This window comes from Geomicrobium halophilum (genome assembly GCF_014207655.1).
In the GTDB taxonomy this organism is placed as follows: domain Bacteria; phylum Bacillota; class Bacilli; order Bacillales; family Marinococcaceae; genus Geomicrobium; species Geomicrobium halophilum.
Genome location: NZ_JACHHJ010000006.1, coordinates 35,667 through 57,311 on the forward strand (window position 1 = coordinate 35,667; position 21,645 = coordinate 57,311).

A 21,645-nucleotide genomic window follows, 5' to 3' on the forward strand; every position below is an offset into this window, starting at 1 on the left:
TCGTCTTAGGTTGTTTCCTTCACTCATATCAAAGAAAAATGCGTTTCTGAAAAATATTTCTCTCCTGAGGGTATAAAACAGGTCGGCTTTCCATGAGAAGCGATTGCTTCAGGTAATCGTTGTGTTTCAACGCATAAACCTCGAAAAGGTGAAGCATATCCGTCTGTCAGTGTATACGTACTTTCCAGCTTTTGGCCTGTATAGATGACAGCACCGGGTTCTGTTGTTTCTATGATAAGCGAACGGTTAGAATCTGGATGGAATAATGTAATAGGTGTATATTCATCATTGTGAAATATGAAAAAATGGTCAACCCCGCCATGGGCGATTTCAACTTGTGGATGTTTAGAGTTAACGATGTCTTGTATCCGTTTTCTTTCCCGGATATCAAAAGGTGAATCAAGAAGTCGGTCGGTTGGGAGTAAATCAGAGTCAAGTTCTAAAGCAGCAAGTGTAGGCGCCTGTAGCGTATGATTCAAGATAGTGTCTCCTTTTAAAGGGGAGAGGTTAAAATAACTATGATTGGCTATACTTAACCAAGTATCATGATCGCTTACAGCCTCAATTTGCATGCTTAATTTGTCTGTATCCTTTTTCAAGGCATAGATTACTGTAGTATGGACATTTCCCGGATATCCTTCATCTCCGTACTTGGAAAAATACGATAAATGAAGCTGATATTCCGTTTCCGTCTCTTCATAGCGATACTCCCAAAATACGTTGCTAAAACCATTGTTCCCCCCATGTAAATGGTTACTTCCCTCATTTAAGGACAGTTTTCTTCTAACTCCGGAGATGTCCATTAATCCTCCCGGTATACGCCCTGCAACACGACCAATGATAGCGCCGAGAAAATGAGGGTCATTTAGGTAATGAATGGGATTTTCATATGCTAAAACGATATTATGGAAAGAATGGTTGGCTGGATACCAACCATTTATTCTTCCCCCATAATTAAGCACGCGTAAACAAGCTCCATGATCGTTGGTCATTTCTAATTGCATCAGTGGTTGCTCGTTTTTGTGCTGTTGTTGAACACACCATTCTTGAAACACTCTCTTGGCCTCCTTAAAAACTTCGAGCAATGCACTGAAAGGTATAAGTCACACTGCTAAATCCAGATCTCTTGTGATGAAATCACGGCAAACTTTTAAACTTTGATAAGGGGTGCTGGTTGATTGATCAATTTCAACAGTGACCCAACCTTCATACCGAATTTCTTTTAAATAGTCGATGATGGGAGAAAACTGTGAAGCTAATTCTCCTAATCCTAACTCGCAAAAAATGGGCATCGCTTCATTGCCTGTAAAACCTGTTCAACGTCCTCGTTAAAATAAGAGGGAACGTCCCGATAAGCATGACAATGGCCTTTCCTATAAATTGATAGCTACCATATATATATGGTTTTTAGTACGAGGCTTTCGCTCGTTTAGTTTTCCTCCCGTACTCCTAAATCATAATAGGTTAAATAATGTGTTAATTTTAAAATCTAATAACTCACTATAAAGCCTCCTTCACGAAAAATATGGCATCGATTCATTTTGATAGAAAATGATGTATATTTAGGTGGGAGTAGACGACAGTTGGGGCTTTTTTAGATAACTTCGTTTTAATTTTAAATAAAGTTATGCTGTGATTTCTTCAACTTTTAAAATGTTACTTTAAAAAGTTGTCAGGATGTGAATACGGAATTTATCCAAAAATATAGTTATTTTCCCTCTAATATTCATTATTAATGACTACAAACGTTCTGTCAACTTAAAATAACTTAAAAATCAGGCAAGTGAGATCGTCAGTAAAGGGTTGACAAGAGAACAGTATAAAATTATAGTTAGTTCAAACGATAAATTAACATTCAAATTTCGAGGGGGTTTGAAAAAGGTGATGAATTTTTATAAATAGAAACTAACATAAATTCCTATTCTTCCGAAGAATCAAGAACAATTATTGTAAAGTTCCTTTATATCTGCTGCATGACTAAATATTCAAAAAATATATCGTTAGGTGTTGTTTAATTGTAAGCGCTAACAAAAAATGGAGACTTCAAGCAGTTTAGAGTGATTGCGATAGTTTATAAGAGGGAGGTAGAGTATGAAAAATAAATATACTCTTTTTGGATTAGCGTCTTCGCTATTTATCATTACAGGCTGTGCAGGTGGAGATCTAGAAACTAATGGTAATGAGGAAGCAGATGGTGGTGAAGATCAAAGCAGTAATGGGGAAGCCATCGATTTCTGGTATATAGAAACCGGTGAAGCTGAAGAGGCGATCTTAAATGCTGTGGAAAGGTTTGAAGAAGAAAACCCAGAGTATACCGTTGACCCGCTTCAGATCGATAATGATGATTATAAACAAAGGTTAGTCGTAGCAATGTCCGGAGGCGACCCACCTGATGTCTTCCATTCATGGGGAGGGGGCTGGTTGGAGGAATTTGTTAAAGGAGACCAAGTTAAAAATTTATCTGAGACACAGATCGACAGTGATCGCTTTGTAGATACGGCTCTAGACAATTCTACATTTGATGGTGATATTTATGGCTTGCCTCTCTCATTATCGGTAGTTCCAATTTATTACAATCAAGAGATTTTTGAAGAACTCGATTTAAGTGAACCTGAAACTTACGATGAGCTTTTGGGGATTATAGACGATTTAAATGAACAAGGATATGCCCCTTTTGCTTTAGCTAACCGAGACAGATGGCCTGGTAGTTTCTTTTATATGTATTTTGCAGAACGTTTAGGAGGAGAAGAGTTATTTGAACAGGCTGTAAGCGGCGAGGGAAGCTTTGCAGAGGATGAGTATATAGAGGCAGGAGAACATGTTCAAGAACTTGTTGAGAAAGAAGCCTTCAATTCAGGTTTTAACGGGATGTCCTATGATGAAGGCCAGAGTAGGCAGCTGTTATATACTGAACAGGCCGCTATGATCATGGATACTGCTGCTTTTCCCAACAGTGCAATGGATGAGTATCCTGAATTTGTGGATAATATAGGTATGTTTTTGTTTCCGGATATAGAAGATGGAGAAGGGGATTCTGATAATTTAGTTGCTACGATATCTCCTACATGGTCAGTTTATGAGGATTCAGAAAATGAAGAAGCGTCTGTGGAATTAGTTAACCATTTAACAAGTACTGAGACTGCTGAAGAGTATGCAGAAACTTCACAGCCACCAGCTATTGAGGATGTAGACAGTGATGATCCATTCGTTAATGAGTTTAATGAACATATTGAAAATGCTGATTATATTCAAAGTGTCTATGATCAAGCGTTAGTCCCGTCACTGGCAGAAGTTCACCTTGATACTGTTCAAGAATTGTTAGGTTTATCGATGTCTCCTGAAGAAGTTGCCAAAATGATGGAGGAAGAAGCAGAGGATACGCGCGATTGAACTGATGAAGCAGATCAGAAGCACATTGGAATGGATTACAATAAGGGAATATCCGAATTAGCTTCACCGCTTTAGGTGTCTGTGGTGATCGGTGGGGTTCAGATATCTTAATGATTAAATGTTCTGATCCCCGCTCCTTTTTAGGGGGGCCTAACATACACAACTTCATTAACGGCAACTATCAAGGGAGTGATGTAAATGAATATGAGTTCCAACTATGCAAAAGAAGGGGACCCTGTAACAAAATCCTACATAAAAAAAAACAAACGCAAGAAAACACGGATAATCTTAGGGTTTATAATACCTGCTTTAGTAATCTATATGATATTTACAATATATCCTATAATAGCAACCCTTAATTACAGTTTAACTGATTGGAGCGGGGTCAGCGGGGAAAGTGATTTTGTAGGGATACAAAACTATATTAATTTATTAGGAGACAGTACTTTTTGGCAAGCATTACAAAATAATTTGTTTCTTGTTTTGGTATCTGTTTTTCTTCAAATACCTTTAGGGTTACTCATGGCACTAGTTTTATTTACACCTATCTTTGGCAAGCAATTGCTAAACATTGTATTTTTTCTTCCGTATTTGATGTCTACCGTTGCAATAGGGATATTATGGCTTTTTATGTATGATCCAAGTAGTGGGCCGATTAATCAGCTTACAGAGTTTTTGGGTATTGGGATGTTTGATTGGTTAGGAGATCCCAATTTAGCATTAATGTCTGTTTTATTTGTGTTAATTTGGCAGTTTTCTCCTTTGTATATGATTTTATTTAAGGCAGCAATGGTAGGTATTCCGGATGAATTGTATGAAGCTGCTAATATAGATGGAGCTAATGGATTCAAGCAATTTGTACATGTAACATTTCCATCTTTAATTCCAACGATTGTTACCTCTTCTGTATTAGCTGTAGTAGGGTCATTAAAAGCATTTGATATTTTCTATATCATGACGGGCGGTGGCCCGGGTACTGCTACAGAGATTTTGGGCACTTATATGTATGATCAAGCTTTTATTAATTTCAACATGGGCTATGCCAGTACAATCGCAGCAGCAATGTTCATCATTTCATTAATAGCTGTAATAATTATTCAGTATTTGGATTACAGACGTAAAAAGAAAGGGATTTTAATATGATAGCCTCAGGATTATTGAAGAAATTCTTTTTGTATTTGCTCGTATTAAGCTTGTTGCTTTTTACAGGGTACCCTTTCCTTTATATGATTAGTACATCTTTGAAAAGCATGGAAGATTTTTTTAACAATCCTTTTTCAATTTTACCTGAAAATATCACGTTTGATAATTATTTCTCGGTTTTTGATATGGGTTTAACTAGCTATTTTATCAATAGCATTATCATAACTTTTTCTTCGGTCATAATCGTTGTACTCATTGCCTCGATGGCAAGTTACCCTTTAAGCAGAATGAAGTTTAAGTTTAATAGACCTTTATTAATGCTGTTTGTAGTGGGGATGATGTTGCCGTTTCATGCTGCGTTGATTCCGATTTTTGTTTTAACACAGGAGATGGGGATATATGATACATTATTTGCACTACTGGGCCCCTATGTTGCTTTTAGTTTACCTGTATCAGTGTTTATACTTACTCAATTCATGGAGGAAGTTCCTAAGGAACTTGAAGAAGCTGCAGAAGTTGATGGGGCAAGTCATTGGAAAAAGTTTTGGAAAGTGTTATTCCCAAACACGATCCCGGCTATTTCTACGGTGGTCATTTATAATTTTGTTTTTTTGTGGACTGAATTTATATTCGCTTTAGTATTGATCAGCTCGCCAAGTAGTATGACTCTTCCACTTGGACTTCGAGATTTCCATGGAGAATTTTCAGTCGATGTACCGGGGATAATGGCTGCTTTAACTTTAGCTAGTCTACCTGTTATATTGGTCTATCTTTTTGCACAAAAACGTGTAGAAAAAGGTTTAGCAGGTGGGGCAGTAAAAGGATAGATACAGTCGGTTTATATATTGAGAATAGTGAGTTTTCAGTTGTCTATTAAACAATAGAGAGGAGATAAATAATAATGTCTTTTTTCACGAAATTTCCTGACATAGCATATGAGGGTGCTTCCTCAAACAATAACTTTGCATTTAAACAATATAACCCTTCCGAAATCATTGCCGGTAAGACAATGAAAGAACATCTACGTTTTGCCGTTGCCTATTGGCATACATTTACGGAAGATGGCAGTGATCCCTTTGGTTCAGGGACCATGCAACGTCCATGGGATCATCTGTCAGGTATGGACCAAGCCAAGGCGCGCGTAGAAGCAGCTTTTGAGTTGTTTGAAAAATTGGATGCACCTTACTTTTGCTTTCATGATATCGATATTGCTCCGGAAGGCGATAACTTGCATGAAACATTTAAAAACCTCGATACCATTGTGGCTATGATTAAAGATTACATGAAAACCAGCGATACAAAACTGCTTTGGAATACAGCGAACATGTTCACTCATCCGCGCTTCATGCATGGGGCGGCGACATCGAATGAAGTAGATATTTATGCTCATGCAGCTGCGAAAGTAAAAAAAGGTCTCGAAATCGGCAAAGAACTAGGTGCTGAAAACTATGTTTTTTGGGGCGGACGAGAAGGATATGAATCCTTGTTAAATACGGATATGAAATTTGAACTTGATAACCTTGCCCGTTTTTATGAAATGGCCATCTCTTATAAAAAAGATATAGAGTCTGACGCCCAATTTTTAATCGAACCGAAGCCTAAAGAACCGACGAAACATCAATATGATTTTGATGCGGCCACTTCCTATTCATTTTTACAAAATTACGGGTTAGACAAAGATTTCAAACTAAACATTGAAGCGAACCACGCGACCCTCGCGGGACATACATTTGAACATGAACTTCGTACAGCCCGCATCCACGGTATGTTAGGTTCGGTGGATGCAAATCAGGGCGATTTATTACTCGGGTGGGACACAGATGAATTCCCATCTGACTTATATTCAGCTGTACTCAGCATGTACGAAATTCTTGAAAATGGTGGTTTGGGGAAAGGTGGCTTGAACTTTGATGCAAAGGTGAGAAGAAGTTCCTATCAATTGGAAGATCTCCTCCATGCCCACATTACCGGAATGGACACGTTTGCCACAGGATTAAAAGTTGCTGCTCAATTACGGGAAGACGATTTCTTCAAAAACATCCTCAACGAACGATATAAAAGCTTTAGTAGCGATATTGGGAAAAAGATTGTTCATGGTCAAACGGATTTTTATGAGTTGGAACAATATGCTCTTAATAATGCCCCCATTGAGCATCAGTCCGGACGTTTGGAACTGATCAAAGCAAAAATTAATCAATACCTTCTCAATATTAATTAAGATTTTGTATCCGTTGCCATTTCTAACTTGGAGGTGATCAATTGTCATATGTACTCGGTATTGATTTAGGAACGAGCGCTGTTAAAGTGATGCTCGTAGGAAAAGATGGGACCGTTCATGATGAAGCGTCGAAACCGCTAACGCTCATTCAACCTCAATCGGGCTATAGCGAGCAGAATCCAGAAGAATGGTACAGCCAAACTGTGGAAGCAGTGAAAGAGATTATCACCCGAGCGCCTGCACGATCCCAGGATATTGAAGGTCTTAGTTTTTCTGGACAAATGCATGGGCTTGTCCTTCTTGATGAAAACAATGATGTTTTAAGGCCTGCCATCCTTTGGAATGATACAAGGACAAGCAAACAATGTGAACACATTCATCGTATTATAGGAAAAGAGCATTTACGTGAACTTACAGGAAACGAAGCGTTAGAAGGGTTCACATTGCCGAAATTGTTATGGGTGAAAGAACATGAGCCAGATATATTCGTAGAAACTTCCTATTTCTTACTTCCTAAGGATTACGTACGACTCCGGATAACAGGAAAACTTCACAGTGAATATTCAGATGCAGCAGGAACGATCATGTTAAACAAGGAAAAGAATGAATGGAGTGAAGAAATTCTTCATCGTTTGGGGATCCCTGCAGCCATTTGCCCGCCCCTTGTCCATTCTCATGCGTTTGTGGGTGAAATCCAACCATCGTTTGCCCAAGCAACCGGATTGAATGAACAAACGGGAGCTTTTGCAGGAGGCGCAGACAATGCTTGTGGGGCGATTGGAAGCGGCGTGCTTTCTGCAGGGAAAAGTTTGTGTAGTATCGGCACATCCGGGGTACTGTTATCTTATCAAGGGGAGGGGAAACGGGAGGTCTCCGGCCCTCTCCATTTATTTCACCATGGGAAGGCTGGAGCCTACTATACAATGGGGGTAACCTTATCGGCCGGGCAAAGTCTACATTGGTTTAAGGAACAGTTTGCTCCAGATGTAGATTTTGAAACACTCCTTAGCAATATGAGTGCAAAGCCTGGAGCGAGCGGGCTTTTATTTACTCCCTACCTCTCAGGCGAACGAACCCCTCATTCCGATGCCATGATTCGTGGAAGTTTCATTGGTCTAGATGCCAGGCACACACGGGGGCATCTTACCCGGGCCGTGATTGAGGGAATCACATTTTCTCTTAATGAAACGCTGCAGTTGTTGAGAGATGCAGGTCAAGAAGTAGATGAAATCATTTCGATTGGCGGGGGGCCAAAAGTGATGCTTGGTTACAGATTCAGGCGGATATCTTCGGAACCCACATTCTTACACTGGAAAATGAACAGGGTCCAGGTATGGGAGCAGCGATGTTAGCGGCTTACGGATGCGGATGGTTTTCCTCATTGCAAGAGTGCGCAGAGGTATTCCTTGCTTTTGGTAAAAGTTACGAACCTGATATGGAAGCTCATGAAATCTATAAAGAACTGTTCCTTCTCTATCGGGAGATCTATCCATCCACAAAAAAAGTGAGCGAATCTTTAAGCATGTACCGCTAACGGATGAGATTTCTGCTGGTGAACGCTTATGCATTTCACGGATTTATCCTTATAATAGAGAGAAAAGGTAGAGTTTTGAGGAGAGAAGCCAGATGACAAAAACCGTAAAAACAGGGGACATTCAATACGTACGTGATATGAACAGAGCAACCGTTCTAAACTATATCCGGAAACATGGCCCGATATCAAGAGCTCATATTGCCAAACAACTGAACATGAACAAGGCAACGGTATCATCGATTGTAGATCAACTCATATCTGAGGACTTTGTATTAGAAATCGGCGAAGGCGAATCTTCCGGAGGAAGAAAACCTGTCCTTCTAATGTTTAATAAAAATGTCGGTTCAATCATCGGTGTGGATCTTGGTGTGAATTATATTTATGTAATCGTTAGTAACCTAAATGCTGAAATTATTTGGGAAGAGCGAGATTTTATTGACCCTCAACAGATGTCTGCTCAGGAGATCATCGAAAAATTGATCCAGCTTATCCATAAAGCAACAGCGGAAAAACCTTCGACTCCCTTGGGAGTTATCGGGATGGGAGTAGGCATCCCGGGCTTGGTTAATAACAATGGTCATATTTTACTCGCCCCTAACTTGAACTGGGAGAATATTCACTTGAAATCCATCTTGGAAAATGAGTTTTCTTTTCCGATCTCGATTGACAACGAAGCGAACATGGGGGCCCTGGGTGAAAACAATATCGGCGTCGGTAAAGATGTTGAGAATATGATTTATGTCAGCGCGGGTATTGGCATTGGGGTGGGGCTCATCCTCAACAATATGATGTATCGCGGCCAGCATGGTTATTCCGGGGAGCTGGGTCATATGATCATTGAACGAAACGGATTGAAATGTGCTTGCGGTAGCCGGGGTTGCTGGGAGTTATATGCCTCTGAACAAGCACTTTATCGCCATCTTTCCAGTACCGATTATGAACATATAAACAAGGATCAATTGACGCAATTACTGAATGCTCAGGAAGAATTGCCCCATTCGATGATCACGGCCCTCAACAGTGTTGGTGATTCCCTGGGGGTAGGAATCACTAATATTATCAATACGTTTAATCCGGAAATGATCATTATCGGCAATTCATTGGCGAAGGCAGGTTCATGGATTCAGGCCCCGATCGAAAACAGCATTCAAGAGCGTTCCATGAATTACAGATTTTCAAATATGAAAGTCACAACTTCCTCATTAGGTGAAGAAGCTTGTGCAATCGGCGCTGCCAGTAGCATCCTTTTTAGCTATTTTAATGTGTGAAGCTAGACTGCCAAAACCTAATACTAAAGTCAAAAACTCCTACCAGAGGTAGGATGATCACAAAATACGTGCGTCAAAATCCTTTGTCGAACGCTAACGCCGAAAGCTGATATTAGCATAAGGAGGAAAAAATGGCTATTGAATATCATGTAGCAAAGAATGGATCAGATCAGGGTAAGGGAATGAAGCAAGATCCATTCCTGACTATCAATCAGGCTGCTTCTTTTGCAGTTGCAGGAGATACGGTTATTGTTCATGAAGGGGAGTACCGTGAATGGATAAAACCGAAGAATCCGGGACGAAGTGATAAACGAAGAATTACCTATCAGGCTGCCGATGGTGAAAAAGTAGTGATTAAAGGTTCGGAGCGAATTCAAGACTGGCAGCTAGTCGAAGGAAACGTATGGAAAACCATACTGCCGAATACATTTTTCGGAGAATATAATCCCTATACAGAAGAAGTGTTTGGCGATTGGTTATATAGTTTAGGCACAAGACATCTTGGGGATGTTTATTTGAATGGTATGTCTTTTTATGAAGTCGAGAGCTATGACGAATTGAAAGACCCTGGTGTGAAAACGTCAGTATTAGATCACTGGACGAAGAAGATTGTCCCTGTTTATAACCAGGAGCAGACACAATATGTGTGGTATACAGAAGTGGATGATGATACTACTGCTATTTTTGCTAATTTCCAAGGTGCTGATCCGAATCAAGAGTTGGTTGAAATCAATGTACGCAAAGCTTGCTTTTATCCAGAAGTAACAGGGATTGATTATATTACGGTAAGAGGCTTTGAAATGTCTCAGGCAGCAACTCCTTGGACCCCGCCCACAGCTGATCAGCCGGGGCTCATTGGTGCACACTGGAGCAAAGGCTGGATTATGGAAGATAATATCATTCACGATTCCAAATGCAGTGCCATCAGTATCGGGAAGGAAGTATCGACAGGAAATAATTATCGTTCAGTGCGAAAAGATAAGCCGGGTTATCAATACCAGATAGAATCCGTTTTTTCTGCAAAACGTGCCGGCTGGAGTAAAGAAAAAACAGGCTCGCACATCATCCGAAATAATACGATATATAATTGTGGTCAGAATGGGATTGTTGGTCACCTGGGCTGTGTATTCAGCGAGATTTATAATAATCACATTTATAACATTGCTCTGAAGCGTGAGTTTTTCGGGCATGAGATTGCGGGTATCAAGCTGCACGCAGCTATTGATGTGCAAATCCATAATAACCTTATTCATAATTGTTCATTAGGATTCTGGTCTGACTGGCAGACACAAGGGACAAGAGTTAGTAAAAATCTATTCTATCATAATAATCGTGATATGTTCTTGGAAGTCAGTCATGGCCCTTACATCATAGATCACAACATTTTAGCTTCCGAGTATGCGTTTGACAATTATGCGCAAGGTGGCGCTTATATCAACAATATCATTTGCGGAAAAATGGTTCACCGGAAGATTTTAAATCGCTCCACTCCATACCACCTTCCTCATAGTACTGAGGTAGCTGGATATGCGCTTGTTTATGGTGGAGATGATCGTTTTTACAATAATATTTTCATCGGCAACGATTCTTTAGACGAGGTAGGTACCGCGCATTACAATGGATACACGACTTCACTAGAGGAATACATTGAAGAGGTACATCAGGAATCAGGTGATGTTGAACGATTTGAAAGGGTGGAACAGCCTGTTTATATCAACAACAATGCTTATTTTAACGGAGCAAAAGCATTTGACCGAGAGAATGATAATTTAGTTGCAGATAGTTTTAATCCAGAATTTTCTATCGCGGAAGAAGGCAGTGAAGTGTATCTTTACTTTGAGCTTCCGGAAGCATTTGAAAAAATGTTTGGAAAGGTTCAGTCTACCGATACCTTGAATCGTGTAAGAATTGTAGATGCAGAATTTGAAAATCCGGATGGAAGTAAAGTACATGTGGATAAGGATTACTTTGGAGAGGAAAGACCGGATGAAAGTTTGTTTGGTCCATTTGTGAATGCAAAGAGAGGAAAAAATCGTGTGAAAGTTTGGGGATAGCATGACAGGGTATCCCCCTCTTCTCCCCATTAGCGAAAGCAGGATCCTGGATTCAATCTCCGATCGAAAATAGCATTCAGGAGCGTTCACTGAACTACAGATATTCAAACATGAAAGTAGCAACCTCCTCGTTAGGAGAAGAGGCCTGTGCGATCGGTGCTGTTAGTAGTATAGCTTTTAATTATTTTAATGAAGGAGCAGGTTTTAGAATTTAAGCTATGAGTTCACGTTATCTTCTATTCTATTGGCATGGAGCACAATATTTTTAAATGTATAAGGGAGGTATTAGACGGTATGAATATTCGGAAATGTCTTAAATTCGGGTTGGTTTTGGCTCTGATAATGCCTTTTGGAGCGAATACGCTATCTGCTCAAAGTGATTCTGACAGCGCATTAGAAGTTAATTCGATTGAAGAAAGGTATAAAGATTCATTTAAAATAGGAGCAGCAGTAGAACCGTACCAGCTCGAGGGAGAACAAGGAGAAATACTAAAACACCATTACAACAGTATTACTGCAGAGAATGTGATGAAACCTGAGTCCTTGCAACCTGAAGAAGGAAATTTTAACTGGGATGAAGCAGACAAAATCGTAGATTTTGCTAATGAAAATGATATGGATCTACGCTTTCATACACTTGTTTGGCACAATCAAGTACCCGAGTGGTTCTTCTTAGATGAAGAGGACAATCCTATGGTTGATGAAACAGATCCAAAACAACGTGAAGAAAATAAAAATTTATTATTAGAGCGTTTGGAAACACATATTAAAACTATTGTTGAGCGTTATAAAGATGATGTAGATGCTTGGGATGTTGTCAATGAAGCAATCGATGATGAAGGGTTACGCGAAAGCGAATGGTATCAAATTACTGGGACAGAATATATTAAGACAGCTTTTGAAACTGCAAGGCACTATGGTGGAGAAGATGCAAAGCTTTACATTAATGATTATAATACAGAAATAGAACCAAAAAGAACTCACTTATATGACCTTGTCAACAATATGTTAAATAAAGGCGTACCTATTGATGGAGTTGGTCACCAAGCTCATATTCAACTTGATTGGCCTACTATTCAAGAGACAAAGGAATCTATTGAAATGTTTGCTAATTTGGGTTTAGATACTCAAATAACCGAGCTTGATGTTAGTCTTTATGGTTGGCCTCCCACGCCGGCTTATCCGTCTTATGACGACATACCCGATAGTGCATTTGAAGAACAAGCAGACCGTTACAATGAATTGTTTGCATTGTATGAGGAATTGGAGACTGAAATCAGTAATGTAACCTTTTGGGGAATCGCTGATGATCATACATGGCTGGATGACCGAGCCGAAGAACATAATGATGGTGTAGGGAAAGATGCACCATTTGTTTTTGATACGGATTATAATGTAAAGCCAGCTTATTGGGAAATCATTGATTTTGATACCCCAACAAAAGAAGAGGTAGAAGGTGGTGAATTACCTAATACTGCAACTAATAACTTCATGTTTACTTTAATAGGAGCTGGTATGGTTCTTATAGCAGGTAGCTTGTTATTGTTCAGAAGGGGAAAGGTAAATCATTCCTCATAGTATTCTATAAAACACATTTTATATCAGGTTATGTGGCATGTATTCGGCATTATAGCGAACACATGCCGGATTTTTTAATACGACTTTCGTTGTAGTAAACTCATATAGGTGTCGATGGCCAATTGCATTTATGATTGTGTTGATGTTCGTTCTTTGGCTACGTAAAAACTAAAACACGGAGTACCCTCGTGGGCACATCCGTGTTTTTTAGCGATTTACTCGTGGTTTGCCCATTCCTTAAATGTTTCCCAGATCCATTGGCTGGCATCCATTTGTTGGCTGACTTTGCCGTTGGAAGTGGGGGATTGTACTTTTGGCCCTCCTGGCCACGTATGGCCGCCGCCTTTTACATGATAGAACATGACGAGCGGGCGCTTGTCTTTGTCCAGGTAACATGTTTGTTCAATGCGCGTAGGGTCGTTAAGTTCTCTGGGCTTCATTCGTTCTTTTTTGATTTCTGGAGCATGAGACGAACGGTAAGCGAAGGTTTCTGCTGTTTTCTTCGCGCCTATCAAGCTGGTTGTGGAGAATGTTCTTTCTCCGGCGGCATCAGCTTCGGAGAAGGGTACAATCGGGTCGGAATTTCCCATAATAAAGATGAGGGGAGGGACCGACTTCACGTTCTCGATCAAGTGTTTAGGGAGAGGTCCAGCCACGCTACCGATTGCCGCGAAAGTATTTGGAAGTTCAATCGCGAGTCGGAGGCTGAAGCTGGAACCATTTGAGAAACCAGTTGTATACACTCGTTGGGGGTCTACATGGCATATTTGCTGCCAATACACGATTAACGTTTGCACAAATAAAACGTCATCAACGTTTGCTTGGTAAACAGGGTTGTCTTCCACTCCTTCGTTCCATTGCTTGGAAGAAGGGTCCCTTGGGTTCGCCTGTGTGGATTCAGGGTATAAGACGAAAAATTGTTCTTCTTCCGCGAGCCTATGAAAATTTGTCAAGCGACTATGATGCTCCCCGCTGCTTGTCGCTCCATGAAAGCTAAGCAGGAGGGGGAGCTCATGTTTCTCATCATACGATGTCGGTATATAATATAAAAATGACCGTTGTCGCCCTGCAACTTCAATGATTTCTTTCGTTAACGTGCCTTTTTTCATATCTAGTCAATCAACCCCTTCTTCGGAGTTTACATATTTTTGCTTGCATCATTCGGTTTACTGCTATCTTCCTGGGTTTCTTCCGACTTTGTCAGCGTCCATCCTGTGTAGGCATAAAATAGAGCGATGAACGGAGTCACGAGACTAAGAAATACAAAGAAAACATATTCCATCCCCACATTCAAGGTGGTCATTACAAAGGCTCCAATAACTCCCCACGGGATGAGCGGATGCAAAATGGTTCCCCCGTCTTCAATGGTACGGCTCAGGTTTTTCGGATGGAGGTGGTGACTTCGGTATGCCTCTTCATACATTTGTCCTGGGAGAATAATAGATAGGTATTGCTCGCCAGTAACGATATTGACACCTAAACAGGAAGCTAATGTGGAAGCGATGGTGTTCCCTCTGCTTCTGAGTGCGTTCTTCATTCCCTCGATCAAGGCAGCTGCTATACCTATGCCCTGGATTAACCCGCCGAAAGCAAGCGCAATAATAATCAGCGAGACCCCAAAAAGCATGCTATCTAAGCCACCCAAAGTAAGAAGTTCATCAATGGCTTCGTGGCCGGTCTCAGCATCATACCCAAAGTGAGCAGCTCCCATAATATCCCCTAAGTTACTGCCAGGCATGGTGTAGAAGGTTGTCAAGGCAGCAACGATTAACCCTAACGAAAGGGAAGGAATGGGTTTAAATCTTTTAACGGCTAATCCAATAATTACAAGTGGAGATAAAAGCGTTACGATACTAATAGGGAATTCGGATTGCATCACTTGCATCATCTCATCAATTTGGCTCGTGTCAGCTGCACTTTCATGCGTGACTAACCCAATGACCCCGAAAATAATTAAGGCAATGATAAGGGCGGGAATGGTCGTCCATAACATATGGCGTATATGCTCAAAAATATTTGTCTTCGCCGTTGCAGCCGCAAGGTTTGTGGTGTCGGAAAGCGGCGATAGTTTGTCGCCAAAAATCGCCCCGCTCACGATAGCACCAGCGGTCATAGCAGGAGAAACATCCATTCCGTATGCCACTCCTATTAATGATACGCCAATCGTTCCTATCGCACTTAATGAGCTCCCGGTCATGATCGCCACAACAGCAGTGATGATTACGGTAGAAACTAAAAAAGTGGAGGGGGAAAGAAGTTGTAAACCATAGTAGGTAATCGTTTGTACGGTACCGTTCAATACCCACACACCGATCAGCGTCCCAATCAAACTAAGAATTAAAATGGCTGGAATGCCGTGTGAAATTCCTTTTACCAAATCTTTCTCCATATCCCCCCATGTATAGCCAAGCTTAAATCCATAAAGGGTGACAACCATTGCCCCCAATAAAATAGGGATATGGGGAGCGGCTTCATAATAAAGAATACCCAACGCGAGAATACCGATAATTAGGAGCAAAACCAATCCAGAACCTTTTGCGGATGCTTTGTGTTCCATTCCAAACCCTCCCTGCTATATTTAGGAAAAACGTATCGATGAAAACATATGAATCGATCATATACTTTATCCCTTCACAGCGTCAATGTCTAATTATGAGCTCGTACGATGAATCGCCATCCCAGTCAAAGCTTCGGATGCTTCAAGCCAAGCTTCATTCAAACTTGGATGGGGATAATAAGGGTATGTGAGATCCTCCATGCGTGCACCCATTTCTAGTGCTTGTACAGCTTGGCTGATGAATGCTACGGATCCTTCCCCGATTAAATGACATCCTAGAATGACATCTGTCTCTTTTTCACTAATGATTTTAAAAAGTCCCTCTTTTTTGTTAATGATAGATGCATAACCATTTGATGCTAAAGGGAATTCACCAATATGAATGTCATACCCTTCGTTTAAGGCTTCTTCTTCCGTAAGGCCAGTCGTTGCGATGGGTCTTATGCTATAACCAACGTTGGGACGTGCCCACGGGTCCCATACACTCTTTTTACCACCTATACGTTCTCCTGCAACTTTGCCCTGTTTGATGGCTTCTACAGCGAGAGAGCCATGAGCTGTCACATCACCAACGGCAAAGATATGTGGTTGGTTGGTTTGCGTTGTTTCTGTAATCGTAATAAGCCCTTCGTTCATCACTTCAATTCCGCAGACTTCAAGTCTCAATGCTTTCGTGTTTGCCACTCGTTCATCAGGCAAGTATATGTGAGAAGCTGTAATGGTTTGCTCTTGATCTCCGAGCCGAAAGGTTGCTTCGAGATGTTTTTCATAAGGAGACACTTTCTTAAGGGCAGCGTCTTTTAAAATTTTGATTTTGGACTTCTTAAAAAGCCTGATAAGTTCCTTGTTTATCGTTTCATCATAAGGGAGCGGCCCGTCGAGTGCGAATGTTATTTTTGTACCGAAAGCCGAAAAGGAGGAAGCAACCTCGATGGCTTGATAGTCTGAACCGCAAACGATGAGATGGTCCGGGCACTCTGTTTGCTCATAGATGGAAGTGGGATCGAGAATTCTCTCATGAGTGAGTGTAAAACCTTTTGGCCTGACGTATGATGATCCCGTTGCGATCACAGCTTGTTCAAATTCATATTTTTCAAATGAATCGCCGTTTTCAACCCCTACCTGATTGTCAGATAGAAATGTTGCTGTCCCTTGGATTACTTCTACGTTATGTTTTTTTAATAGTGCCTGCACCCCTTTGGTCAATGAGTTGATGACAGTGGCTTTATGCTTTTGCAGTTCGTTGATATCAAAGGTGAATGACTCGAATGTCATGCCAAAAGAGGGGAAGTCATGGGCATCACGCATTCTCTTGGCTGCTTCGGCAAACACCTTTGATGATATACAACCATTGTTCAAGCATATCCCCCCAAGTGCTTGCTTCTCGACTAACGTGACCTCCTTTCCGAGTTGGGCGGCACGGATGGCCGCATGGTAGCCGCCAGGTCCACCGCCGATAATAAGGACCTCTTTTTCATGGGCAAAATCTCCAACAACCACTTATATCAACTCCAAAAGCATTAAATTAGGATTCTCTAATAATTGTTTTACGCGCCTGGAAAAAGCAAGTGCTGTTAAGCCGGTCACGGCTCGAGTATCAAAGGTTAACGTTACGTTTACCATGGAGCGGGTGGTGATCTCCTGATTGTATACCATGGCTTTCTCATGGATAGGGGAAATGATGGCACCGCCGGCTTGCGAACCATGGATGGCAGCAGGGACAACCTCGTTTGCGTTCTCGAGGTGATGGATGGTAAACGTAGCCCCGCTTTTTAGATGGTCCTTGGCTAAACCGTCCTCAATGTCCCGGATAGATGACTGTTCCACATTTTGGATAACTTTCGTTTCGTATACTGGGTGGCTTACCTCAAAGTGGCATTCCGATGACAAATAAACCTTGCCTTCTGACTCATCCACGCGGGCATTTAATGATGGATAATCTTGTAAGGCCACTTGTATTCCTTTGATGAAAAAGGAATTGAACGAAATATTCAATGGTTCACTTATACGAAGGAGATACGTGACGTCAACCTCCTCTGAGTGGACCGCGCTCGGTGCCGTTATAAACGAACGAGTTTCCTGGGTATGCAGGCCTGCACCCGGATGTTGTACAGGCGCTGTACGTTGTTCAGGTGAGGGCTTTGTTTCTGGGAATGTTTCTTCTGGTACCGAAATCTCTTCAATATAGGCGTAGACATCTTCGTCAGTCACACGGCCGGCAGAGCCAGTTCCCTTGACTTGTTCAATGTCAATCTCGTGATCCCGGGCAATTTTCCGTGTATAAGGTGTGGCGAGCACTCGTCTTGTAGGAGGGGGTGATAGCACTTCCAAAGTTGCTTTCTGAGCTTCTTGCGGATGTTCATTCCGTTGTGCCTCTACTCCGTTGGAATCGTCAATTTTAAGAATTGTATCTCCGACTTCAATGACATCCCCCACATTTGCTTCTATGTGACTCACCACCCCGGCCGACGGAGCGGTGAGTTCAGCCGTCATTTTATCGGTTTGTACTTCTACAAGGGGGGCATCATTTTTTACTGCCTCTCCTGTTTCAACGAGAAAACTCAGAATTTCAGCTTCATGCATGCCTTCCCCGATATCGTGCAGTTTTACTTCTACCATCAATGATCCTCCTTTCGTTTAAAAATCCACCGCATGGAGAATGGCTGTTTGGATTTTTTCTGTGCTTGGCAAATATTCTTGCTCTAAGGAATAAACGGGCACTGGAGTGTCGAATCCCGCTACACGCTGGATGGGTGCACGCAAGTATAGAAAAGAAGTGTCATTGATGAGCGAAATCACATCGTTACTGACACCCCCAGTAGCTGGTGCTTCATGGATGATCGCGGCTCGACCGGTTTTTTGTACTGAAGCGGCGATGGTTTCTTTATCAAGTGGATAAAGGGTGCGCAAATCGATGACTTCGCATGAAACATTTTTCTTTGCTTCTAACTTTTCAACGGCTTTCATCGTATCTATAACCATGGCTCCCCATGTAAAGACGGAGATATCATCGCCTTCTTTGAGTACTGATGCTTTACCAATCTCGACGTTGTATTTACCATCTGGAACTTCGGTACGGCTGGAACGATAGCAGCGCATCGGCTCTAAAAAGAGAACGGGATCCGGATCATCGATGCTTGCGATCAGAAGTCCTTTCGCATCATAAGCGTTGGAAGGGACGACGACTTTAATGCCTGGCATTTGCGTGAACAGTGCTTCTACACTATCGGAATGAATCTCAGGAGCGCGTACACCCGCACCATATGGAGCACGTACAACAAGTGGCACAGTGAAACGTCCCATTGAGCGTTGCCGTAACCTTGTTGCGTGGGTCATAAGCTGGTTGAACGCTGGATAAATAAAGCCAAGAAATTGCATTTCCGCAATCGGACGGAAACCATTGACCGCAAGCCCGATGGAATTTCCAATAATCCCTGATTCGGAAATCGGTGTATCGATCACTCTATCCTCACCAAATTCTTCATATAATCCTTCGGTTGCGCGAAAGACGCCGCCGTTCACCCCGACATCTTCACCGAGGATCATCACGTCATCATGTTCTTTCAGCATTTCATGCATCGCATCCCGTACACCTTGAATCATGGTCATTTTTTTGGTGTTAATGGCTGTAGTTGTCATTGAGTCGTCCTCCCTTGTACAGCAAGATGATTATTGACTTGCTCTTGAATGGTCCAGGTCGGCGTATCATAGACGTAATCAAACAGTTGGCTGAGATCGGGCTCGGGATAGGATTCCATTTCAGTCAGTGCAGTTTCGATCTCAAGGGTAATCTCTTCCTCAATTCTCGTAAGCCATTCTTCCTCCCATGCTTCTTGTGTTTTTAAGTAACGTTCGATGCGAAGAAGCGGATCTGTCGTTTCTCGGCGTGCTTCCGTTTCTTTTTGATCGCGGTATTTCGACGGATCATCAGCAGTGGTGTGGGCTCCGTACCGCCAGGTGACAGCTTCAATCAGGGTCGGTCCCTTCCCGTCTCTTGCACGGTCAACAGCTGATTGGGTTGCAAAATACACAGACAGTACATCATTTCCATCGATGCGCAAGCATTCAATGTCATAAGCGAGCCCTTTTTGCGCAATCGTTTTTGTTTTCATCTGTCGTTTCATCGGAACACTGATGGCATACCCATTATTTTGATTAAAAAAGACGGTCGGAGTATTGAAGACGCTTCCAAAATTAAGCGCTTCATGAAAATCTCCCTCAGAAGTCGCACCGTCACCAAAGTATACGAGAGAAATACGGTCCGATCCACGCTTTTTTTCCGCCCAAGCTGCCCCTGTCGCGTGCAATAGTTGAGAAGCAATCGGAATTCCTGGTGGGAAAATATTAACTCCTTCCGGTGCCACATTTCCTTCTGGGCGGCCACGCCAATTCAAAAGCAGGTTCCGCATGGAATGACCAAATGTCAAAGTTGCGGCATGATCACGGTAAGTCGGAAACATCCAGTCTCCTTCTTGGAGAGCGAGTGAGCTTCCAATTTGTGCAGCTTCCTGTCCTTCGTACGGGACATATGTGCCGATTCGTCCTTGTCTTTGCAAATGTACGCACTTTTTATCAAGCATACGAGCGCGTAACATCTTATAATAAAAGGATTTAATCTCGTCTGTTGTTATATCTCCCATGGAACTGGAATCTACGATTTCTCCTTCTTCGTTTATGATTTGGTGCATGGGGAATTGTTCTAGCATTGCGCATCACCTTTCTATTGTCGTTGTTTTCCTAGATACTTAGAATTTCTTCCAAAGCACTGATAAACAGCTGGTTTTCATCTGTTGTGCCGATCGTTACCCGTATCATCGTTGGATATCCCATCATGTGGCCCGGGCGTATAATGATGCCCCTTTTCAAAAGTTCGTCGTTGATGGTTTCAGCTGCCATGTTCGTATCAACCATAATGAAGTTTGTATGAGTAGAAAAATAGGAAAGGTCGAGTCTCTTAAATTCATTTTCTAAATATTGGCGTCCGGCATTGTTTTGTTCTTGGGTGGTCCGCATAAATTCATAATCATCTAAGCAGGCAAGAGCAGCGGCCTGGGCAAAACGGTTGACGTTAAAGGGATCCTTGCTTTTGAGCAGCTCTGAAACAATGGATGGGTGCATGATCCCGTAGCCTATCCGTAAAGATGCGAGTCCATAAATTTTTGAAAAGGTGCGGAGGGCGATTAAGTTTGGATATTCGTCTAAGTAATGAAGTGTGGCAAAATAATCGTCACTGCGAATATATTCATAATAGGCTTCGTCCACGATGACAAGGATGTGTGGCGGCACGTTTTTTATAAATTCCAAAAGTTCATGGGCTGAAATGATCGTTCCCGTAGGATTGTTGGGGTTGCAAACAAAAATCATTTTAGTGCTCTCGGTAATGGCATTGGTCATTGCTTGCAGATCGTGGAGGCCCCCTTGTTTCATCGGTACTTCAATAGGGATCCCTCCATCGATGATGACATTCGTTTTGTACCGTGGAAAAGTAACGCTTGCCATGATGACTTCGTCATTTTCTTGTAAATAGGTTCGTGTCAGCATGCCAATGATCTCATCGGAGCCATTTCCGAAGATAAGTTGATTTTCGTTTACATCTAAACGATGGGCTAGTTTATGTTTAAGAACGGGCGCTGTAATCTCTGGATAATAATGGGTATCCTTGATTTCAGCAGTAATCGCTTTCTGGGCAAGCGGAGAAGCACCGTAGGGATTTTCGTTTGATGCCATCTTAATCACATGTGTGATGCCAAGCTCACGCTGCAGCTCTTCGATCGGTTTTCCGGGAGAGTACATCGAGATTTCTTCCATTTGACTTCGCGGCGAGATGGTGTTCATGAGAAATCCTCCTGAATCATTTTGGATGTTTTAGTCAGCATACAATTAACTAAATTTTTAATCAAGTC

The 21,645-nt window shown here is 41.8% G+C and carries 15 protein-coding genes and 1 pseudogene; 8 read left to right on the plus strand and 8 right to left on the minus strand.

Annotation, left to right across the window (positions count from 1 at the left end):
- Positions 1–23: 23 nt before the first annotated feature.
- Positions 24–1,055 carry an aldose epimerase family protein gene (locus tag HNR44_RS16150; RefSeq protein ID WP_184405396.1) on the minus strand — a complete coding sequence of 344 codons (1,032 nt, stop codon included), beginning with the start codon at positions 1,053–1,055 and terminating at the stop codon, positions 24–26.
- A gap of 1,036 nt (positions 1,056–2,091) precedes the next feature.
- On the opposite strand from HNR44_RS16150, the gene HNR44_RS16155 reads away from it, so the two are divergent.
- The 8 genes and pseudogenes from HNR44_RS16155 (at position 2,092) to HNR44_RS16190 (ending at position 13,185) form a co-directional block, all read left to right on the plus strand.
- Positions 2,092–3,390 (plus strand): extracellular solute-binding protein, encoded by a 1,299-nt coding sequence (locus HNR44_RS16155; protein ID WP_184405397.1) that lies wholly within the window; start codon positions 2,092–2,094, stop codon positions 3,388–3,390.
- Positions 3,391–3,588: 198 nt separating this feature from the next.
- Positions 3,589–4,533: a carbohydrate ABC transporter permease gene (locus HNR44_RS16160; protein ID WP_246407596.1), complete on the plus strand. Its 945-nt coding sequence runs from the start codon at positions 3,589–3,591 to the stop codon at positions 4,531–4,533.
- Positions 4,530–5,360 carry a carbohydrate ABC transporter permease gene (locus HNR44_RS16165; protein ID WP_184405398.1) on the plus strand — a complete coding sequence of 277 codons (831 nt, stop codon included), beginning with the start codon at positions 4,530–4,532 and terminating at the stop codon, positions 5,358–5,360. The genes HNR44_RS16160 and HNR44_RS16165 overlap by 4 nt, the downstream gene beginning before the upstream one ends.
- Positions 5,361–5,434: 74 nt before the next feature.
- Entirely contained in the window at positions 5,435–6,751 is a 1,317-nt protein-coding gene (gene xylA, locus HNR44_RS16170) for a xylose isomerase (protein ID WP_184405399.1), read from the plus strand.
- 41 nt (positions 6,752–6,792) lie between these two features.
- Positions 6,793–8,285 (plus strand): annotated as a pseudogene (gene xylB / locus HNR44_RS16175) (xylulokinase).
- A gap of 92 nt (positions 8,286–8,377) precedes the next feature.
- Entirely contained in the window at positions 8,378–9,553 is a 1,176-nt protein-coding gene (locus HNR44_RS16180) for an ROK family transcriptional regulator (protein WP_184405400.1), read from the plus strand.
- Between the two features lie 131 nt (positions 9,554–9,684).
- The gene (locus HNR44_RS16185) at positions 9,685–11,607 is read left to right on the plus strand and encodes a right-handed parallel beta-helix repeat-containing protein (protein WP_184405401.1); all 1,923 of its coding nucleotides are present in this window, start codon (positions 9,685–9,687) and stop codon (positions 11,605–11,607) included.
- A gap of 294 nt (positions 11,608–11,901) precedes the next feature.
- On the plus strand, positions 11,902–13,185 hold the full coding sequence (locus tag HNR44_RS16190) for an endo-1,4-beta-xylanase (RefSeq protein ID WP_184405402.1): 1,284 nt from the start codon (positions 11,902–11,904) through the stop codon (positions 13,183–13,185).
- Positions 13,186–13,400: 215 nt separating this feature from the next.
- Here the strand turns inward: HNR44_RS16190 and HNR44_RS16195 are convergent, their stop codons facing one another.
- The 7 genes from HNR44_RS16195 to hisC form a co-directional block, all read right to left on the minus strand.
- Positions 13,401–14,294, minus strand: a complete 894-nt coding sequence (locus tag HNR44_RS16195) for a CE1 family esterase (RefSeq protein ID WP_184405403.1) — start codon at positions 14,292–14,294, stop codon at positions 13,401–13,403.
- 29 nt (positions 14,295–14,323) lie between these two features.
- Positions 14,324–15,742 carry a Na+/H+ antiporter NhaC gene (gene nhaC / locus HNR44_RS16200; protein ID WP_184405404.1) on the minus strand — a complete coding sequence of 473 codons (1,419 nt, stop codon included), beginning with the start codon at positions 15,740–15,742 and terminating at the stop codon, positions 14,324–14,326.
- Positions 15,743–15,835: 93 nt separating this feature from the next.
- Positions 15,836–17,242 (minus strand): FAD-dependent oxidoreductase, encoded by a 1,407-nt coding sequence (locus HNR44_RS16205; RefSeq protein ID WP_184405405.1) that lies wholly within the window; start codon positions 17,240–17,242, stop codon positions 15,836–15,838.
- Entirely contained in the window at positions 17,243–18,361 is a 1,119-nt protein-coding gene (locus HNR44_RS16210) for a 2-oxo acid dehydrogenase subunit E2 (RefSeq protein ID WP_184405406.1), read from the minus strand. It abuts the gene before it with no gap.
- 18 nt (positions 18,362–18,379) lie between these two features.
- Positions 18,380–19,381 (minus strand): alpha-ketoacid dehydrogenase subunit beta, encoded by a 1,002-nt coding sequence (locus tag HNR44_RS16215; protein ID WP_184405407.1) that lies wholly within the window; start codon positions 19,379–19,381, stop codon positions 18,380–18,382.
- Positions 19,378–20,448, minus strand: coding sequence for a pyruvate dehydrogenase (acetyl-transferring) E1 component subunit alpha (gene pdhA, locus HNR44_RS16220; RefSeq protein ID WP_184405408.1), 1,071 nt, complete (start codon positions 20,446–20,448; stop codon positions 19,378–19,380). Before pdhA ends, HNR44_RS16215 begins: the two co-directional genes overlap by 4 nt.
- 31 nt (positions 20,449–20,479) lie before the next feature.
- A complete protein-coding gene (gene hisC, locus HNR44_RS16225; RefSeq protein WP_184405409.1) occupies positions 20,480–21,577 on the minus strand; it encodes a histidinol-phosphate transaminase in 1,098 nt (365 codons plus the stop codon).
- Positions 21,578–21,645 lie beyond the last annotated feature (68 nt).

Bases quoted from the DNA above. Each gene is read 5' to 3' on its own strand.
- HNR44_RS16215 (WP_184405407.1), bottom strand. From the start codon at position 19,381: ATGACAACTACAGCCATTAACACCAAAAAAATGACCATGATTCAAGGT.
- xylA (WP_184405399.1), top strand. From the start codon at position 5,435: ATGTCTTTTTTCACGAAATTTCCTGACATAGCATATGAGGGTGCTTCC.
- HNR44_RS16180 (WP_184405400.1), top strand. From the start codon at position 8,378: ATGACAAAAACCGTAAAAACAGGGGACATTCAATACGTACGTGATATG.
- HNR44_RS16165 (WP_184405398.1), top strand. From the start codon at position 4,530: ATGATAGCCTCAGGATTATTGAAGAAATTCTTTTTGTATTTGCTCGTA.
- HNR44_RS16185 (WP_184405401.1), top strand. From the start codon at position 9,685: ATGGCTATTGAATATCATGTAGCAAAGAATGGATCAGATCAGGGTAAG.
- hisC (WP_184405409.1), bottom strand. From the start codon at position 21,577: ATGAACACCATCTCGCCGCGAAGTCAAATGGAAGAAATCTCGATGTAC.
- nhaC (WP_184405404.1), bottom strand. From the start codon at position 15,742: ATGGAACACAAAGCATCCGCAAAAGGTTCTGGATTGGTTTTGCTCCTA.
- pdhA (WP_184405408.1), bottom strand. From the start codon at position 20,448: ATGCTAGAACAATTCCCCATGCACCAAATCATAAACGAAGAAGGAGAA.
- HNR44_RS16210 (WP_184405406.1), bottom strand. From the start codon at position 18,361: ATGGTAGAAGTAAAACTGCACGATATCGGGGAAGGCATGCATGAAGCT.
- HNR44_RS16190 (WP_184405402.1), top strand. From the start codon at position 11,902: ATGAATATTCGGAAATGTCTTAAATTCGGGTTGGTTTTGGCTCTGATA.
- HNR44_RS16160 (WP_246407596.1), top strand. From the start codon at position 3,589: ATGAATATGAGTTCCAACTATGCAAAAGAAGGGGACCCTGTAACAAAA.
- HNR44_RS16155 (WP_184405397.1), top strand. From the start codon at position 2,092: ATGAAAAATAAATATACTCTTTTTGGATTAGCGTCTTCGCTATTTATC.
- HNR44_RS16195 (WP_184405403.1), bottom strand. From the start codon at position 14,294: ATGAAAAAAGGCACGTTAACGAAAGAAATCATTGAAGTTGCAGGGCGA.